Source organism: Streptomyces sp. NPDC041200, assembly GCF_055591805.1.
In genome coordinates this window covers 175,194-189,160 of the sequence record NZ_JBVIZF010000001.1, presented here as the reverse complement: position 1 = coordinate 189,160, position 13,967 = coordinate 175,194, and the positions used below count along the sequence as shown (strand labels likewise).

Genomic DNA, 13,967 nt, shown 5'->3' with positions numbered 1-13,967 from the left:
AAACCGTCGATTACCCCGGACGTAAAGCCGCGCGTCAGGCGGCGGGTCCTCAGTCCGTGAGCCCCAGGTCCTCGCGCATGACGCGCCGCATCGCCGACAGCCGGGGTTCGGCGTCCTTCAGTTCGAGCAGGGCGGCCCCGGCGGTCTCCCCCTCCCTCGGCAGCCCCCGGTCGATGCGCTTGGCCATCGCGTCGATACCGGCGAGGACCGTGTTCAGGTCGCGGGACGCGGTGAGGACCCGTTCGGGGACGATCATCTGCGCCTCGGCGTAGCGGTCCCGGTAGTCGCGCCGGGCCTCCTCCAGCCGGTCGCGGTCGTCGTCCGTGTAGACGCCGTCCCGGATGCGGTGCAGCGCGTCCTTGAGGAGGGTGTGGAACTGCCGGGAGGCGCGGTTCATGGCGGTGTAGGCGGCCCGGCGCTCCTCGAAACGGCGGCGGCGGTCCTCCGTACGGACCTCCTCCGCGCGCTGACGCGCCGTCAACCGCTGGTGCAGCAGGGGCGCGAAGAGCGTGCCGAGGACACCGACGACGGCGGTGATCATGGCGGCGAGGACGGCGGTCACGCCACAGACCCTAACGGCCGCCGAAAGGGGCCTCTCCGGGGCCGGACCGGCGGCACTAAGGTGCGGTTCATGCCACCTTCGCCCTCCGACGCGCGAGCCGAACGCGCCGACGACGTACTCGCCCTCGCCCGGCTCTCCGCCCGGCGCGGGGCGGTACGGGCCATGCTCGGGTGGCTCACCCGGCGCACCGGGGGCCCCGCCCTGCTCGTCGGAACGGACGGCTCCGTGCTGGCCACGGCGGACAACCCGCCGCCGCCCGCGTCGCTGCGGCGGCTCGCCGCCGAGGCGGCCGTCGCGCTGCACCGCCGCGGCGCGGCGTCCGGGGTACTCGGCGGGGGCGAGGCGCGCCCGGTGCACCTGGTGTCGCTGGGGTCCGCGGAGTTCCGTGGCCCGGCGCCGTATCTGGCGGTCGTCGCGCCCACCGCGCCGCGCTGCGGGGTGCTGCTCGCCGACGCGTCCAGCACCCTCGGCCTGTGCTGGCGGGCCGACGAGGCCGAACGGGCGCGGCGCCGCGTCGAGTCGGCCGAGGCGCACAGCCGGGAGGCGGTGCTGCATCTGCTCATGGTCGGCAGCCTGCCCGCGGCGCAGCGCATCGCCGCCGCGCTGCGCCCGGCACTGCCCGCCGTGGTACGGGTGTATGTGATCGAGTGCCCGATCGACCGGCGGCACGAGATCGCGGAGCGGATCCATGACGTGGGGCGCGGCCGGGCGTGGGTCGTGCCGTGTCCGGTGCGGCCCAACCACCTCATCTCGCTGGTCCCGTCGCAGGGCGAGCGGGTCGCGGCGGACGGCGAGCCACTGGACCGGCTGATCATCCGGCAGGAGCCGGAGTGCCGGGTCGGGGTGAGCGCGGAGATCGCGCTGCGGGACACCCCGGTCGGCTACGAGCAGGCCTTCCACGCCCTGGCGGTGGCCCGTAACGCCCCGCAGCGGTCCGCCGGTTTCGGCGGGCACAGCGATGTGACGGTGCTGGCGAGCCCGGAGGGGCACGCCTGGGCGGGCGAGTTGCTGGGGCCGTGCCTGGAGTACGCGCCGACCCGCCGCGCCGACCCCGGCCCGGCGGAACTGCTCGGCACCCTCGGCTCGTGGCTCAGCTTCGGCAGCGCGGCCAGCCGCCACCTCAAGATCCACCGCAATACGCTGGCCGCGCGGATGCGCCATCTCGACGACCTGCTCGGGGTGGACGTCAGCCACAGCCTGGCCGCCCAGTCGGCCGCCTGGCTCGCGCTGCGGCTGCACCAGGCGCCCCGCGCCACGGCCCCGGCCGGGCACCCGGCCACCCTCGACGGGCTGCTGTCCGCGCCCGCCGCAACGGTCTGGGCGCGGGCCCAGCTGCGGCCGCTGGAGCAGGCGAAGCTGACGGCCGGTCCCGAGACGATACGGGCCTGGCTGCGCGCCGACGCCCGGCTGCCCGCGACCGCCTCAGCCCTTGGGATCTCGCTGCCCGGGACCCGGAAGCGGCTGCTCAGGGCCGAGGACGCGCTCGGGCGGTCGCTGCTGAGCGCGCCGAGCGCGAAGCATGAACTGTGGCTGGCGATGCGGGCGTTGGGCGACCTCTGAGCCGACCGCTCCCGGGTCACCGTTCGAACGGCAACCGAACGGGGTCGTCACTGTGCACTTCGTTCCTCGCCGCCCCGGCCGCCCGCGCCTACTGTCTCCTTGAGCCCGGCGGCCGCTCCGGAACCCACCCCGCCTCCCCTCAGAGCCGTACCCGCGGATTCCCCTCCACCGCACGGCTCCGCGATCCGGCCCGCCCGCCGGACCCACCATGCCGCGGCCGCCCCGGCCTCTTCCGATCCGGGGACGGACGCCACGCGATCACGGGGGTGTCGCGTGGCGTCCGGCCCTGTCCCAGTGCGGTCCGGTCCCGCCGTGATCCGTACCGCGTGCCCGGTGGCCTCTCAGCCGATGACCTCGATCGCGCAGCGCGCCACGGTGCAGCGGCTCAGCCGGGCGTCGCCGGTGATCAGCGGCGCCCGGTACGCCTCGGCGGCGGCGATGTACGCGGCGTCGTAGCCGGAGACGTTGCCGCGCAGTTCCCACATCCGTATGAGCAGCGGCTGGATGCCGATCGCCTCGATCGACGCTCCGGTCAGGGCCGCCACGGCGTCCTCGGCCCGGGCCTGGCTGATCTTCCCGCCGAGGAGCCGGCCGCGTACGGCGTGGAAGGTCTCGACGACGAGGTGGCTGGGCGCGGCCCAGTGCGGGTCCTGGGCGAGACGCGCGCGGGCCGCCTTCCCCGCGACCCCGTCCCCCGTGAGCGCCTCGGTGAGCACGCTCGCATCCACGATGATCACGTGGCCGCCCCCGGCCCGTCCGCCGGGAGACCGAGCTGGGCATCACGTGCGGCACGCTCCACGTCCCGCTCGCGCACGGTGTCCGCCATGGTGCTCGCGGCACCGTCGTCACGGTCCTCGAACCGCTGCAGCAACGCGACGTTGCCCGCCCGTTCCGCCTCGCTCTTGACCAGTTCCAGGAGATACCCCTGGAGCGACTGGCCGAGCTGGCGCGCCCGGTCGGCCAGTATGTCGCGGACCTCGTCCGGCACATCCCGAATCTGCAGAGCCACCATGCATGCATTTTCCATGCACGGTCGCGCCGCAAGCAAGCCGGTTCCCCGGGAACGCGCCCGTCACGCTCCGGTGAGCGCGACCCTCACGACCCCAGGATCGTCGTCAAAAACTCCCCCGTCCACGCCAGCAGGTCCCGCCCGACCAGCGGCTTTCCGCCGATGCGGGCCGTCGCGGGGCGGGGGACCAGGACCTGCTGGGTGGCGGGCTTGACGATCGCTCGCTGATAGAGCCGCTTCAGCCGCAGCTCCTGGGACTCGCGCAGCTCCACCGGACCGAAGCGGATGTTGGAGCCCTGGAGCGTGATGTCGGCGACGCCGCAGGAGCGGGCCAGCAGCCGCAGGCCCGCGACCAGGAGGAGGTTTTCCACCGGCTCGGGCAGCGGCCCGTAGCGGTCGGTCAGCTCCTCGCGGACGGCGCGGATGTCGTCCTCGCCGTTGGCCGAGGCGATGGCGCGGTACGCCTGGAGCCGCAGCCGCTCGCCCGGCGCGTAGTCGTGCGGGACGTGCGCGTCGACCGGAAGCTCGATCTTGACCTCCAGCGGCGCTTCCTCCACCTCGCCGCCGTCCGCCTCCAGCGTGGCCCGGTAGTCGGCGACGGCCTCGCCGACCATCCGTACGTACAGGTCGAAGCCGACGCCCGCGATGTGGCCGGACTGTTCGCCGCCGAGCAGATTGCCCGCGCCGCGGATCTCCAGGTCCTTCATCGCCACGTACATGCCCGCGCCCATCTCGGTGTGCTGGGCGATGGTGGCCAGCCGCTCGTGGGCCGTCTCGGTGAGCGGCTTCTCCGGCGGGTAGAGGAAGTACGCGTAGCCGCGCTCGCGCCCTCGCCCGACCCGGCCGCGCAGCTGGTGCAGCTGGGAGAGGCCGAAGTTGTCGCCGCGCTCGACGATGAGGGTGTTGGCGTTGGAGATGTCGATGCCGGACTCGACGATCGTCGTGGAGACCAGGACGTCGAACTTCTTCTCCCAGAAGTCGACCACGACCTGCTCCAGGGCGCCCTCCGACATCTGGCCGTGGGCGGTGGCGATGCGCGCCTCGGGGACGATCTCGCGGAGCCGGGCCGCGGCCCGGTCGATGGACTCGACCCGGTTGTGGATGTAGAAGACCTGGCCCTCGCGCAGCAGCTCACGGCGGATGGCCGCGCCGATCTGCTTCTGCTCGTACGGCCCGACGAAGGTCAGCACCGGGTGGCGCTCCTCCGGCGGGGTGGTGATCGTGGACATCTCGCGGATGCCGGTGACCGCCATCTCCAGGGTGCGCGGGATGGGGGTCGCGGACATGGTCAGCACGTCCACGTTGGCCCGGAGCTTCTTCAGCTGCTCCTTGTGCTCGACGCCGAAGCGCTGCTCCTCGTCGACGATGACCAGGCCCAGGTTCTTGAACTTGGTCTCGGAGGAGAACAGCCGGTGGGTGCCGATGACGACGTCCACCGAACCCTCCCGCAGCCCCTCCAGGACGGCTTTCGCCTCGGTGTCCGTCTGGAACCGGGACAGCGCCTTGACCACGACCGGGAACTGCCCGTACCGCTCGGTGAAGGTGCCCATGTGCTGCTGGACGAGGAGCGTCGTCGGCACCAGGACCGCGACCTGCTTGCCGTCCTGGACCGCCTTGAAGGCGGCGCGCACCGCGATCTCGGTCTTGCCGTAGCCGACGTCGCCGCAGATCAGCCGGTCCATCGGGACCGACTTCTCCATGTCCTCCTTGACCTCGCCGATGGTGGTGAGCTGGTCGGGCGTCTCCGCGTACGGGAACGCGTCCTCCAGCTCGCGCTGCCAGGGCGTATCGGCGCCGAAGGCGTGGCCGGGGGCGGCCATCCGGGCCGAGTACAGCTTGATCAGATCGGCCGCGATCTCCTTGACGGCCTTCTTCGCGCGCGCCTTGGTCTTCGTCCAGTCGGCGCCGCCCAGCCGGTGCAGCGTGGGGGCCTCGCCGCCCACGTACTTGGTGATCTGCTCCAGCTGGTCGGTCGGGATGTAGAGCCGGTCGCCGGGCTGGCCGCGCTTGGCCGGGGCGTACTCGACGACCAGGTACTCGCGGGTCGCGCCCTGCACGGTGCGCTGCACCATCTCGATGTAGCGGCCGACGCCGTGCTGCTCGTGGACGATGAAGTCGCCCGCCTCCAGGGTGAGCGGGTCGATCGTCTTACGGCGGCGCGCGGGCATCCGCGCGCCCTCCTTGCCCGCCGCCTTCTGCCCGGACAGGTCAGTCTCGGTGAGGACGGCCAGCTTCAGACCGGGGTCGACGAAGCCGAAGTCGATGGAACCGCACGCCACGTGCACCACGGACGGCTTGATCTCGCCGAGATCCGCGTCGAGCCGCGCCGCGATCCCCTCACCGCTCAGCACCTCGACGGTCCGCGAGGCCGGGCCGTGGGCCTCGGTGACGTACACCGCGCGCCAGCCCTCGGCGAGCCAGCCCTTGGTGTCGGCCAGCGCGCGGGCGGTGTCGCCGCGGTACGACTCGGGGGCGTGCATGCCGAGCTTCAGGGTGTCGTCGTCCCGCTCGGCGTCGGCCGCGAAGGGGCTCACCGACCACCACATCATGCCCAGCTCGCGCGCCCGGTCCCGGACGTCCACCAGCCCCCACAGCGAGGCCGCGCCCACGTCGATCGGGGCCTCCCCGCCGCCCGCCGTGGCCGCCCAGGACGCCTGCAGGAACTCCTGCGACGTGGCCACCAGGTCCGCCGCCCGGGTGCGCACCCGCTCCGGGTCGCACACCATCGCCATGCTGCCCGCGGGCATCACGTCCAGCAGCAGCTCCATGTCGTCGACCAGCACCGGGGCCAGGGACTCCATGCCCTCGACCGCGATACCCTCGGCGATCTTGCCCAGCAGCTCGCCCAGCTCCGGGTGCTCCTCCGCGAGGGCCCGGGCCCGCTCCCGTACGTCGTCGGTCAGCAGCAGCTCCCGGCAGGGCGGGGCCCACAGCCCGTGCTCGGCGACCTCCAGGGACCGCTGGTCCGCGACCTTGAAGTAACGGATCTCCTCGACGTCGTCGCCCCAGAACTCGATCCGCAGCGGATGCTCCTCCGTCGGCGGGAAGACATCCAGGATGCCGCCGCGCACGGCGAACTCGCCGCGCTTCTCGACCAGCTCCACCCGGGAGTACGCGGCGGCCGCGAGCCCGTCCACGACCTCCCCCAGATCGGCGCTCCGCCCGGCCCGCAGACTCACCGGCTCCAGCTCGCCGAGCCCCTTGACCTGCGGCTGCAGCACCGAGCGCACCGGCGCCACCACGACCGACACCGGCCCCGCGGCCGGATCGTCCGCGCTCGGATGCGCGAGCCTGCGCAGCACGGCGAGCCTGCGGCCCACCGTGTCCGACCGCGGGGACAGCCGCTCGTGCGGCAGCGTCTCCCACGACGGATACTCCACCACCCCGTCCGGCGGCAGCAGCGACCGCAGCGCGGCCGCCAGATCCTCGGCCTCCCGCCCGGTGGCGGTCACCGCGAGCACGGGCCGCCCGGCGGAGCGCGCCAGCGCGGCGACGGCGAAGGGCCGGGCGGCGGGCGGGCCGACCAGATCCACATGAGGGCGGTTTCCATCGGCGGCGCCGCGCACCGCCTCGGCGAGCGCGGGGTCCCGTACGACGGCGTCGAGCAGACCGGTGAGGCTCATAAAGGGCTATTCCATCCCGGAGGCGGACAACGCGAATCACCCGACACGTCGCACGGGCCGGGGGTCTTCCAGAGTACGGCCCCGCGCCGACATCCTCCGCCGGGCGCGGTTTGTCCGGTCATACGGGACGATCCCCGGCGCACCCCTCCGGTCCGCCGACATGCCCGCATCTGGCCCAGCTCAGCGCGCGAACCGCCACGGGCTGTGAACAGACTGATGCCCATGGCAGAGCGAGAGCGGCGCGCGTCCGGCGCCGAGACCAGTCGCGGCAGGACGCGGGAACGGGAGCGCGAGCCCGGCCCCGAGCAGGCGGCCGGGCACGCCTGCGAACGGCTCGCCGCGCTGATCACCCACCCCACCGAGGGGGTGTCCGCGGTGCGGCGCACCGAGGACGGCTGGCGGGTCAGCGTGGACGTGCTGGAGGTCTCCCGCATCCCCGATACGACGAGCCTGCTGGCCACCTACGAGGTGGACATCGACGAGCGGGGCGAGCTGCGCGAGTACCGGAGGGTCCGCCGCTACCGGCGCGGTGCGGCCGACGACTGCTAGGCCCCACCGCTGAAAGGACCCGGTCCGACCATGGCCCCCACCACCTACACCGAGGAAGTCGTCTGCGTTCCGCGGGCGGGCACCCTGTACGACGTCATGGAGCTGATCCTCGACCGCGGCATGGTGATCGACGTGTTCGTCAGGGTCTCCCTGGTCGGCATCGAGATCCTGAAGATCGACGCCCGGATCGTGGTCGCGAGCGTGGACACGTACCTGCGCTTCGCGGAGGCCTGCAACCGCGTCGACCTCGAACACGACCGCACCAGCCGCACCGTCCCCGAGCTGTTCGGCGGCGGGGGCGGTGCGGGGGCGGTGGCCCAGGGCCTCGGCAAGCGGAAGGCCAAGAAGGCGGTCGGCGCCGTGGAGGAGAAGGTCAAGCGGGCGGTCGGAGCCGACGACGAGTCCGAATCGGACGAGGAGCCCCGTCCGCGCCGCCGCACCGGCAGCGCCGCGCCCGCCCGCACCCGCCGCCGCTCCGAGGAGGACTGACCCATGGCCGAGAGCGCCGCGCCCGCCGCGCCCCGCAGCGTGTACGTCTACGGCGTCGTCCACGCCCGCCGCGTCCTCCCGCCCGGCCGCACCGGCGTCGGCGAACACCCCGCCCCGCTGCGCACGCTGCGCGCCGGTGAGCTGGCCGCCGTCGTCAGCGACGCCCCGGCCGGGCTGCGCGCCAAGCGGCGCGACCTCCTCGCCCACCAGGAGCTGGCGCTGGCGCTCGCGGCGGACGGGCCGGTGCTGCCCATGCGCTTCGGGATGGTCGCGCCCGACGAGGAGATGGTGCGGCGCCAGCTGGAGTCCTCGCACGGCGACTGCCTCGCCGCCCTCCACCGGGTCGACGGCCGGGTCGAGATGAACCTCAAGGCGGTCCCCGCCCAGGGCGATCTGCGGTCGCTGGTGCACGAGGACCCCGAGGTCGCCCGGCTGCGCGCCGAAGCCCGCCGCAATCCGGGCTACGAGGCCAGCCTGCGGCTCGGCGAGGCCGTGGCCCGGGGGCTGACCCGCCGGGCCACAGCCACCGCCGCCGCCGTACTGGCCGAGCTGTCGGAGGTGGCGGACGAGCGGGTCGCCGGGCCGGAGGTGGAGGGCTGCGTCCTCAACGCGTCCTTCCTCCTCGCCCGCGCCGAGACGGGCCGCTTCCGCAGCACCGTCGACCGCCTCGCCACCGAACACGGCGGCCATGTCGAACTGCGGCTGACCGGGCCGCTGCCCTGCTACAGCTTCGTGGAGCCCGCATGGGCGTGCTAAGCGAGATCGCGCTCCTCCCGCTGGCGCCGGTGCGGGGCGTGGTGTGGGTCGCGGAGTGCCTGCGGGACGCCGCGGAACGGGAGCTGTGCCACCCGTCCGTGGTCCGGGCCCGGCTCGCCGCCCTGAACGAGGCCCTGGAGTCCGGCGCCATCGGCCCCGACGCATTCGACCGCGAAGAGGACCGGCTCCTCGACCTCCTGGAACAAGGGACGACGCGCCGTGGCTGACCACCACACCGACCGTGACCTGCTGTGCACCCCGCCCCCGACCACCGGCCCGCCGACGTCCGACCTCGCCGAGATCCTGGAACGTGTCCTCGACAAGGGCATCGTCATCGCCGGGGACATCAAGATCGACCTCCTGGACATCGAACTGCTCACCATCCGGCTGCGGCTGTTCGTCGCGTCCGTGGACACCGCGCGGAAGGCCGGGATCGACTGGTGGGAGACCGACCCCGCGCTGTCCTCGCGCGCGAGGCGGGACGCCCTCGCGGAGGAGAACGCGCGGCTGCGGGAGCGGCTGGACGCCTTCGAGTCCGGCGAGCTGACGGCGGCCGCCCCGGCGGGAGGCGACGGCGCATGACCGCCACCCTGACCTACGCGTACGCCGTCTGCCGACCCCACGACGGCCCCACGCCGACGGAGCTGCCCGGACTCGACCCGGGCAGCCCCGTCCGTACGCTGCCCGCAGGCCCGCTCACCGCCGTGGTCCAGGACGTACCCGAGGCGGACTTCTCCGAAGAGGCCCTGCGCCGACGCCTGTCCGACCGCGCCGAACTGGAGCGCTGCGCCCGCGCCCACCACGAGGTGATCACGGCGGTCTCGGCCGTCACCGCGACCGTCCCCCTCCCCCTCGCCACCCTCTACCGGGGCGACGAACGGGTCCGCGAGGCGCTGCGCGAGCAGGAGACGGCCTTCCTCGCCGCCCTCGACCGGCTCGCGGGCCGCGCCGAATGGGGCGTAAAGGTGTATGCCCCGGCGACGCCTCCGCCCGTCCGGGAAACGGCCAAGGCGGACACCGGCCGTGCCTACCTCGACCGAGTCCGCACCCGCCACCAGGGCCGCGAACAGCGCCAGAACGCCGCCCTCCAGGCCGCCGAGCGCGTGGACACGGTCGTACGCGGCCTCGCCGTAGCAACCCGCCGCCTGCGCCCCCACGGCCCCGAGGTCACGGGCCCCCACCGCACCCACATCCTGAACGCGGCCTACCTCCTCGACACCACCCGGGCCCGCGAACTCCGCGCCGCCCTGGCCTCGTTGCGCGGCGATGAACCCGCGATCGAGATCGAGCTGTCGGGCCCCTGGGCCCCGTACTCCTTCACCGACACCGGGGCCGCCCGATGACCACCGCCGCCTGGGGCACCGCCCCCGCCGAGGCCCACGGCCCGATCGGCGTGCCGCTCGTCGACCTCCTCGACCGGGTGCTCGCCACCGGGGTCGTCGTCAGCGGCGACCTGGTCATCGCCATCGCCGAAGTCCCCCTCATCCGGCTGTCCCTGCACGCCCTGCTCTCCTCCGTCAACGAACGCGTCCCCGCCCCCTGGACCGACGGCGGCCCGCTGTGACCGCGTCCCGCGTCGACCTCGACCCCGAGGCGATGGGCCGCGACCTGGTCGCCCTCGTCCTGACGGTGGTCGAACTCCTCCGCCAGCTGATGGAACGCCAGGCCCTGCGCCGCATCGACGCGGGCGGTCTCACCGAGGACCAGATCGACAGCATCGGCACGACGCTGATGCACCTGGACGAGCGGATGACGGAGCTGTGCGACCAGCACGGCCTGACCCTGGAAGACCTCAACCTCGACCTCGGCCCCCTGGGCACCCTGCTCCCCCGCGACTAGCGCTCTTCTGGTGGCTCTTGGGTGGTGTCCCGGAGCCACTTCGAGGCGGAGTTCTTCCACCAGCTCATCGACTCCCGCAGCAGTGGAGAGCGAGCGGGGTGCGCACGAGATCCTGCGCACGGTCCTCCTCGGTCCGCCACAGCAGGGTCCGGTGGTCGTCGACCTTCATTTACGCGCTGTTGGCGGCACGGAGGGCTGTCCGGCACCGCCGTTTCTTGTGTGAGGGCAGGCGGCGGGGAACCACTGCTCCCTGCCGCCACAATCTCAGACGACCGCACTTACGCCCGGATCAGGTTGTCCTGGAAGATGCATATGTCCTTCGAGCTGGTCCCTACACATGCCTCCAACCCTATGGCGCTCTTTTCGGGGAGGTTCCCGGTCTTCCACGGGGTCGTGTAAGGAGAGGAGTGTCCGTATGTCGAAGCCGTGCGCTCGTACTCTGGGACGCCCGACCAGTCGTAGTAATAGGTGCGCCCTTTGACACCGTACCCGTCGGCCGTGTCGTCATGTGCCCGCAGCGCGTCCCCAGGGGTGCCGAAGCTGTCCGGGTCCGCGTTCCAGTTCACGTATCCGGCGTACTTGCCGTCGGCGTAGAGGTAGATGATCGCCGACTTGCCGCCGTCGTATTCGTTCACCTTGAAGGTGAGCTTGGAGATCGCCGCGCTGGCGGTGCCCGCCCCGGAGCTGAGCGAGACGCCGACCATCACGGCTGTCGCAGCCAGCAGGGTGGCGATACGGTTCCTCATCTTAGACATGTAAGCCCTTCCGCATCAGAAGTGATCGAAGCAAAGGAAGGATGCCAAGCCGCCCTCCACCTGTCATCCGCTTTTTTGCGGATAGCTCGTCAAATTCCGCGCAGTGTTCCAGGAGTCGCCCTGCTGATACGAGTGGCGTGACTTCACCCGGCCCACCCACGCCCCACAGCTCGTCAAGGAACCAGCCCGCGTGAACCGAACACCGCCGCTGCCCACTCATGCCACCGCAACCACCCAGCGCAGTCAGGCAAAAGGGGCGGTGCACGTGTGCTGGACGGGCTTACAGATTCGGCGACGCGAGCTGGGCCTATCCGCGGCGACGGGGGATCAAGGTGACCGTTCTGACAGTTGCACCGATCGTCATCTGACTCCGGGACGCCGTCCAAGAGCCACCAGAAAAACCCTAGCGGTCAGGCCGCCTCGGCCGGATCGAAGGTGGCGGCGCGAGACGGCGTGAGCCACACCAACCGTACCGTTACGCCTCCCAGCAGCGCGAAGTGCCGGATCGCCCGGTCAGGCGTGGGCAGGCTGAACCTCCGCCGCCCGTCGACGCTGAGCACGTCCACCCGCCCGTCCTCGTACGCCGTCCCCCACGCCGCGACCTCGGCATCCCGCCAGCGGTTCTCCAGGGCGAATTCCTGGACGACGGCGAAGAGTCGGGGTGCGGTGTCGTGTCGAGGACGAGCGAGCGCACCTCTTGGTCGAAATCGAACGGCTCGGGGGTGGAATTCTGTGGGGACACCGTGGCCATCGATGTCTCCTGTCACGAGGAGGAGTTGAGCAGAACAACGCCCTGACGTGGCGCATGAGTTACACCATAGGGCGCAGCTATGATGCAGCCAACGAAATCGATGGGATACGTCATAACACCCCTCGTCTGGGTGACGGCACAGCCATGCAAGCGAGAGGGAAAGCGCGATGGCCCGGACCAAGCTTCCGCCGACCATCCGGCAACGACGACTCGGTGCCGAGCTACGTCGGCTACGCGAACGGGCCGACCTCAACGCCACACAGGCGGGCGCGCTTCTCGGCTCGTCGCAGTCACGCGTCAGCAGCATCGAGTCCGGCGCCTACGCGGTCAGCGCGGACCGGGTACGGGCGATGGCTCGCGCCTACGACTGCACGGACGCGGCGCTGATCGAAGCGCTCGCGGGCATGACGGGCGGGTGGACCCGGGGCTGGTGGGACGAGTACCGCGACATCCTGCCCGCGAGCATGCTCGAACTCGCCGAGCTGGAGCACCACGCGACGCACCTGCGAATCGTCTCCGTCTTCCACATGCCCGGAGTCCTCCAGACCACGGAACATGCCCGCGCACTGATGAGCGACGCCCTGCCCTCGCTGGCCCTGCACGAGGTGGAACACCGCGTCTCCTGCCGCATCAAACGCCAGGCGGTGTTGTACGGGGAGCAGCCGACGCCGCTGACGGCAGTGGTCCACGAGGCCGCGCTGCGCATGGGCTTCGGCGGCCCAGCGGTGGCCCGCGCTCAGCTTGACTACCTGATCAAGATGAGCGAGCGGGAAAACATCACCCTGAAGGTGATTCCGTTCGGCACCGGGATCTTTCCCATCTCGGGTCAGGGCATCATCTACGTCGGCGGAGAGGTGCCACACCTGGATACCGTTCAGCTCGACTCAGACCACGGCTCCGAATTCCTGGATACTCAACCTCAACTGGCCCGGTACCGGGACGTCGTGGACCGCATGGAGGCGTCGGCCCTCGATCCGGTGGAGTCCCGCGACGCAATCCGCCGGATCACACAGGACCTCTGACCAAGGAATCGATATGCCCGACATCCACAACTGGCGTAAGTCCTCCCACAGCCCGAACGCGGGCAACTGCGTCTACGTACGCACCGACCGCGACGGCGCCCTCCACCTCCGCGAGAGCGACGCACCCGACACCATCCTCGCCACCACCCCCGCCACCTTCCACACCTTCATACGCGCCGCCAAGGCAGGCGCCCTCGACCACCTCACCACCCGCTAGCGCGGGCGCGGTAGGGGGCGAGGTCGCGGCGCAGGTTCCGCACCGCCCTGCGGGTGCGGGTGGAGGCGATGCCGTCCATGTGGTCCATCGCCAGCGCCCAGGACGATGCCGCGACTCGGCGACGAACCCCACCCCGCCGAGCGCGCGGCCGAGTCCGCTGGTCAGCGTGCGGCCATTTCAGCTACGGGTCCGAGGGCGGCGTTCCCCCTCGGCGCCGCTGCTCCCCGCGCTCGTCAGAATCGCGCTCGCGACAATCTCGAAGAGGTGATCGGCGCGCGGCGCGAGCGAGGGTTGATCGCCGAGCCACGCGAGCGCCGCGATCAGTGCGAAAAAATCGGTGCCATCAATGTCGGTCCGCGCCATGCCCGCGGCCTGGGCACGGGCGAGGAGTCGCGTGCCGGCTGCGCGCAGGGTGACGCACGAAGCGTGGAGTGCGGATTCGGTGTCGTCGATGGCGGCTGCCATCAGCACGGTCACGCCCCGGTACTCGGTTGTCCACGCGACGCAGTCGCGTAGCCACGAAACGAGAGCATCTTCGGGTGAGCTCGACGTTTCGAGCTCGTCCGCCCTTGCCGTCAGCCCGTCGAAGCTCGTGTGGAGCAAGGCCTCGAGCAGTGCCTCGCGCGTCGGGAAGTGACGGAGCAGCGTCGCGAGCCCTACGCCGGCCCTGCGTGCGATGTCGCGCAGCGCCACGTCGACGCCTTGCTCGGTGATGGCGGCACCCGCGACTGCGAGTAGGTGGTCGTGGTTCTTCCTGGCGTCGGCCCGCATCTGGCCCCCCTTGACTATCCGGACCACTGGTCCATATATTCGGATCAGTGGTCCGGATATATGG

General features: G+C 71.8%; 18 protein-coding genes. 11 read left to right on the top strand and 7 right to left on the bottom strand.

Annotated features, from left to right (window positions below; all coding sequences use genetic code 11):
* Positions 1-49: 49 nt before the first annotated feature.
* Entirely contained in the window at positions 50-562 is a 513-nt protein-coding gene (locus ACZ6CL_RS00925) for a hypothetical protein (protein WP_468929474.1), read from the bottom strand.
* A 69-nt stretch (positions 563-631) separates the two neighbouring features.
* On the opposite strand from ACZ6CL_RS00925, the gene ACZ6CL_RS00920 reads away from it, so the two are divergent.
* Positions 632-2,122 carry a helix-turn-helix domain-containing protein gene (locus tag ACZ6CL_RS00920; protein WP_468929472.1) on the top strand — a complete coding sequence of 497 codons (1,491 nt, stop codon included), beginning with the start codon at positions 632-634 and terminating at the stop codon, positions 2,120-2,122.
* Positions 2,123-2,463: 341 nt separating this feature from the next.
* Here the strand turns inward: ACZ6CL_RS00920 and ACZ6CL_RS00915 are convergent, their stop codons facing one another.
* The 3 genes from ACZ6CL_RS00915 to mfd all read right to left on the bottom strand — a co-directional run bounded on the left by ACZ6CL_RS00915 (position 2,464) and on the right by mfd (position 6,754).
* On the bottom strand, positions 2,464-2,859 hold the full coding sequence (locus tag ACZ6CL_RS00915; RefSeq protein WP_468929470.1) for a type II toxin-antitoxin system VapC family toxin: 396 nt from the start codon (positions 2,857-2,859) through the stop codon (positions 2,464-2,466).
* Entirely contained in the window at positions 2,856-3,134 is a 279-nt protein-coding gene (locus ACZ6CL_RS00910; RefSeq protein WP_468929467.1) for a hypothetical protein, read from the bottom strand. The genes ACZ6CL_RS00915 and ACZ6CL_RS00910 overlap by 4 nt, the downstream gene beginning before the upstream one ends.
* A gap of 83 nt (positions 3,135-3,217) precedes the next feature.
* The gene (gene mfd / locus ACZ6CL_RS00905) at positions 3,218-6,754 is read right to left on the bottom strand and encodes a transcription-repair coupling factor (RefSeq protein ID WP_468929465.1); all 3,537 of its coding nucleotides are present in this window, start codon (positions 6,752-6,754) and stop codon (positions 3,218-3,220) included.
* 216 nt (positions 6,755-6,970) lie between these two features.
* Between mfd and gvpO the strand changes: the two genes are divergently transcribed.
* The 8 genes from gvpO to ACZ6CL_RS00865 are packed head-to-tail and all read left to right on the top strand — an operon-like array spanning position 6,971 to position 10,387.
* Complete coding sequence (gene gvpO / locus ACZ6CL_RS00900; protein WP_468929462.1) at positions 6,971-7,303, top strand: gas vesicle protein GvpO; 333 nt, start codon at positions 6,971-6,973, stop codon at positions 7,301-7,303.
* Between the two features lie 30 nt (positions 7,304-7,333).
* Positions 7,334-7,792: a gas vesicle protein GvpJ gene (gene gvpJ, locus ACZ6CL_RS00895; RefSeq protein WP_468929460.1), complete on the top strand. Its 459-nt coding sequence runs from the start codon at positions 7,334-7,336 to the stop codon at positions 7,790-7,792.
* 3 nt (positions 7,793-7,795) lie between these two features.
* Positions 7,796-8,548, top strand: coding sequence for a GvpL/GvpF family gas vesicle protein (locus ACZ6CL_RS00890; RefSeq protein WP_468929457.1), 753 nt, complete (start codon positions 7,796-7,798; stop codon positions 8,546-8,548).
* Positions 8,536-8,775 carry a gas vesicle protein GvpG gene (locus tag ACZ6CL_RS00885; RefSeq protein ID WP_468929455.1) on the top strand — a complete coding sequence of 80 codons (240 nt, stop codon included), beginning with the start codon at positions 8,536-8,538 and terminating at the stop codon, positions 8,773-8,775. Before ACZ6CL_RS00890 ends, ACZ6CL_RS00885 begins: the two co-directional genes overlap by 13 nt.
* Before the next feature lie 19 nt (positions 8,776-8,794).
* Complete coding sequence (locus ACZ6CL_RS00880) at positions 8,795-9,130, top strand: gas vesicle protein (RefSeq protein WP_123107744.1); 336 nt, start codon at positions 8,795-8,797, stop codon at positions 9,128-9,130.
* On the top strand, positions 9,127-9,891 hold the full coding sequence (locus tag ACZ6CL_RS00875; RefSeq protein WP_468929453.1) for a GvpL/GvpF family gas vesicle protein: 765 nt from the start codon (positions 9,127-9,129) through the stop codon (positions 9,889-9,891). The genes ACZ6CL_RS00880 and ACZ6CL_RS00875 overlap by 4 nt, the downstream gene beginning before the upstream one ends.
* Positions 9,888-10,112 carry a gas vesicle protein gene (locus ACZ6CL_RS00870; protein WP_468929451.1) on the top strand — a complete coding sequence of 75 codons (225 nt, stop codon included), beginning with the start codon at positions 9,888-9,890 and terminating at the stop codon, positions 10,110-10,112. The genes ACZ6CL_RS00875 and ACZ6CL_RS00870 overlap by 4 nt, the downstream gene beginning before the upstream one ends.
* Positions 10,109-10,387, top strand: coding sequence for a gas vesicle protein K (locus ACZ6CL_RS00865; protein WP_468929449.1), 279 nt, complete (start codon positions 10,109-10,111; stop codon positions 10,385-10,387). Before ACZ6CL_RS00870 ends, ACZ6CL_RS00865 begins: the two co-directional genes overlap by 4 nt.
* 278 nt (positions 10,388-10,665) lie before the next feature.
* On the opposite strand, the gene ACZ6CL_RS00860 is transcribed toward ACZ6CL_RS00865, so the two are convergent.
* Both ACZ6CL_RS00860 and ACZ6CL_RS00855 read right to left on the bottom strand, forming a co-directional pair.
* On the bottom strand, positions 10,666-11,133 hold the full coding sequence (locus ACZ6CL_RS00860) for a hypothetical protein (RefSeq protein ID WP_468929447.1): 468 nt from the start codon (positions 11,131-11,133) through the stop codon (positions 10,666-10,668).
* A 419-nt stretch (positions 11,134-11,552) separates the two neighbouring features.
* A complete protein-coding gene (locus ACZ6CL_RS00855; RefSeq protein ID WP_468929445.1) occupies positions 11,553-11,909 on the bottom strand; it encodes a hypothetical protein in 357 nt (118 codons plus the stop codon).
* 151 nt (positions 11,910-12,060) lie between these two features.
* Between ACZ6CL_RS00855 and ACZ6CL_RS00850 the strand changes: the two genes are divergently transcribed.
* Together ACZ6CL_RS00850 and ACZ6CL_RS00845 are read left to right on the top strand one after the other, a co-directional pair.
* Complete coding sequence (locus ACZ6CL_RS00850; protein WP_468929443.1) at positions 12,061-12,915, top strand: helix-turn-helix domain-containing protein; 855 nt, start codon at positions 12,061-12,063, stop codon at positions 12,913-12,915.
* Positions 12,916-12,928: 13 nt separating this feature from the next.
* The gene (locus tag ACZ6CL_RS00845; protein WP_468929441.1) at positions 12,929-13,132 is read left to right on the top strand and encodes a DUF397 domain-containing protein; all 204 of its coding nucleotides are present in this window, start codon (positions 12,929-12,931) and stop codon (positions 13,130-13,132) included.
* A gap of 177 nt (positions 13,133-13,309) precedes the next feature.
* On the opposite strand, the gene ACZ6CL_RS00840 is transcribed toward ACZ6CL_RS00845, so the two are convergent.
* On the bottom strand, positions 13,310-13,903 hold the full coding sequence (locus tag ACZ6CL_RS00840) for a TetR/AcrR family transcriptional regulator (RefSeq protein WP_468929438.1): 594 nt from the start codon (positions 13,901-13,903) through the stop codon (positions 13,310-13,312).
* Positions 13,904-13,967: the final 64 nt, after the last annotated feature.

Coding starts and splice junctions, on each gene's coding strand:
- ACZ6CL_RS00920 (WP_468929472.1), top strand. CDS start 632: ATGCCACCTTCGCCCTCCGACGCGCGAGCCGAACGCGCCGACGACGTA.
- ACZ6CL_RS00910 (WP_468929467.1), bottom strand. CDS start 3,134: ATGGTGGCTCTGCAGATTCGGGATGTGCCGGACGAGGTCCGCGACATA.
- mfd (WP_468929465.1), bottom strand. CDS start 6,754: ATGAGCCTCACCGGTCTGCTCGACGCCGTCGTACGGGACCCCGCGCTC.
- gvpO (WP_468929462.1), top strand. CDS start 6,971: ATGCCCATGGCAGAGCGAGAGCGGCGCGCGTCCGGCGCCGAGACCAGT.
- gvpJ (WP_468929460.1), top strand. CDS start 7,334: ATGGCCCCCACCACCTACACCGAGGAAGTCGTCTGCGTTCCGCGGGCG.
- ACZ6CL_RS00890 (WP_468929457.1), top strand. CDS start 7,796: ATGGCCGAGAGCGCCGCGCCCGCCGCGCCCCGCAGCGTGTACGTCTAC.
- ACZ6CL_RS00885 (WP_468929455.1), top strand. CDS start 8,536: ATGGGCGTGCTAAGCGAGATCGCGCTCCTCCCGCTGGCGCCGGTGCGG.
- ACZ6CL_RS00875 (WP_468929453.1), top strand. CDS start 9,127: ATGACCGCCACCCTGACCTACGCGTACGCCGTCTGCCGACCCCACGAC.
- ACZ6CL_RS00870 (WP_468929451.1), top strand. CDS start 9,888: ATGACCACCGCCGCCTGGGGCACCGCCCCCGCCGAGGCCCACGGCCCG.
- ACZ6CL_RS00860 (WP_468929447.1), bottom strand. CDS start 11,133: ATGAGGAACCGTATCGCCACCCTGCTGGCTGCGACAGCCGTGATGGTC.
- ACZ6CL_RS00850 (WP_468929443.1), top strand. CDS start 12,061: ATGGCCCGGACCAAGCTTCCGCCGACCATCCGGCAACGACGACTCGGT.
- ACZ6CL_RS00845 (WP_468929441.1), top strand. CDS start 12,929: ATGCCCGACATCCACAACTGGCGTAAGTCCTCCCACAGCCCGAACGCG.
- ACZ6CL_RS00840 (WP_468929438.1), bottom strand. CDS start 13,903: ATGCGGGCCGACGCCAGGAAGAACCACGACCACCTACTCGCAGTCGCG.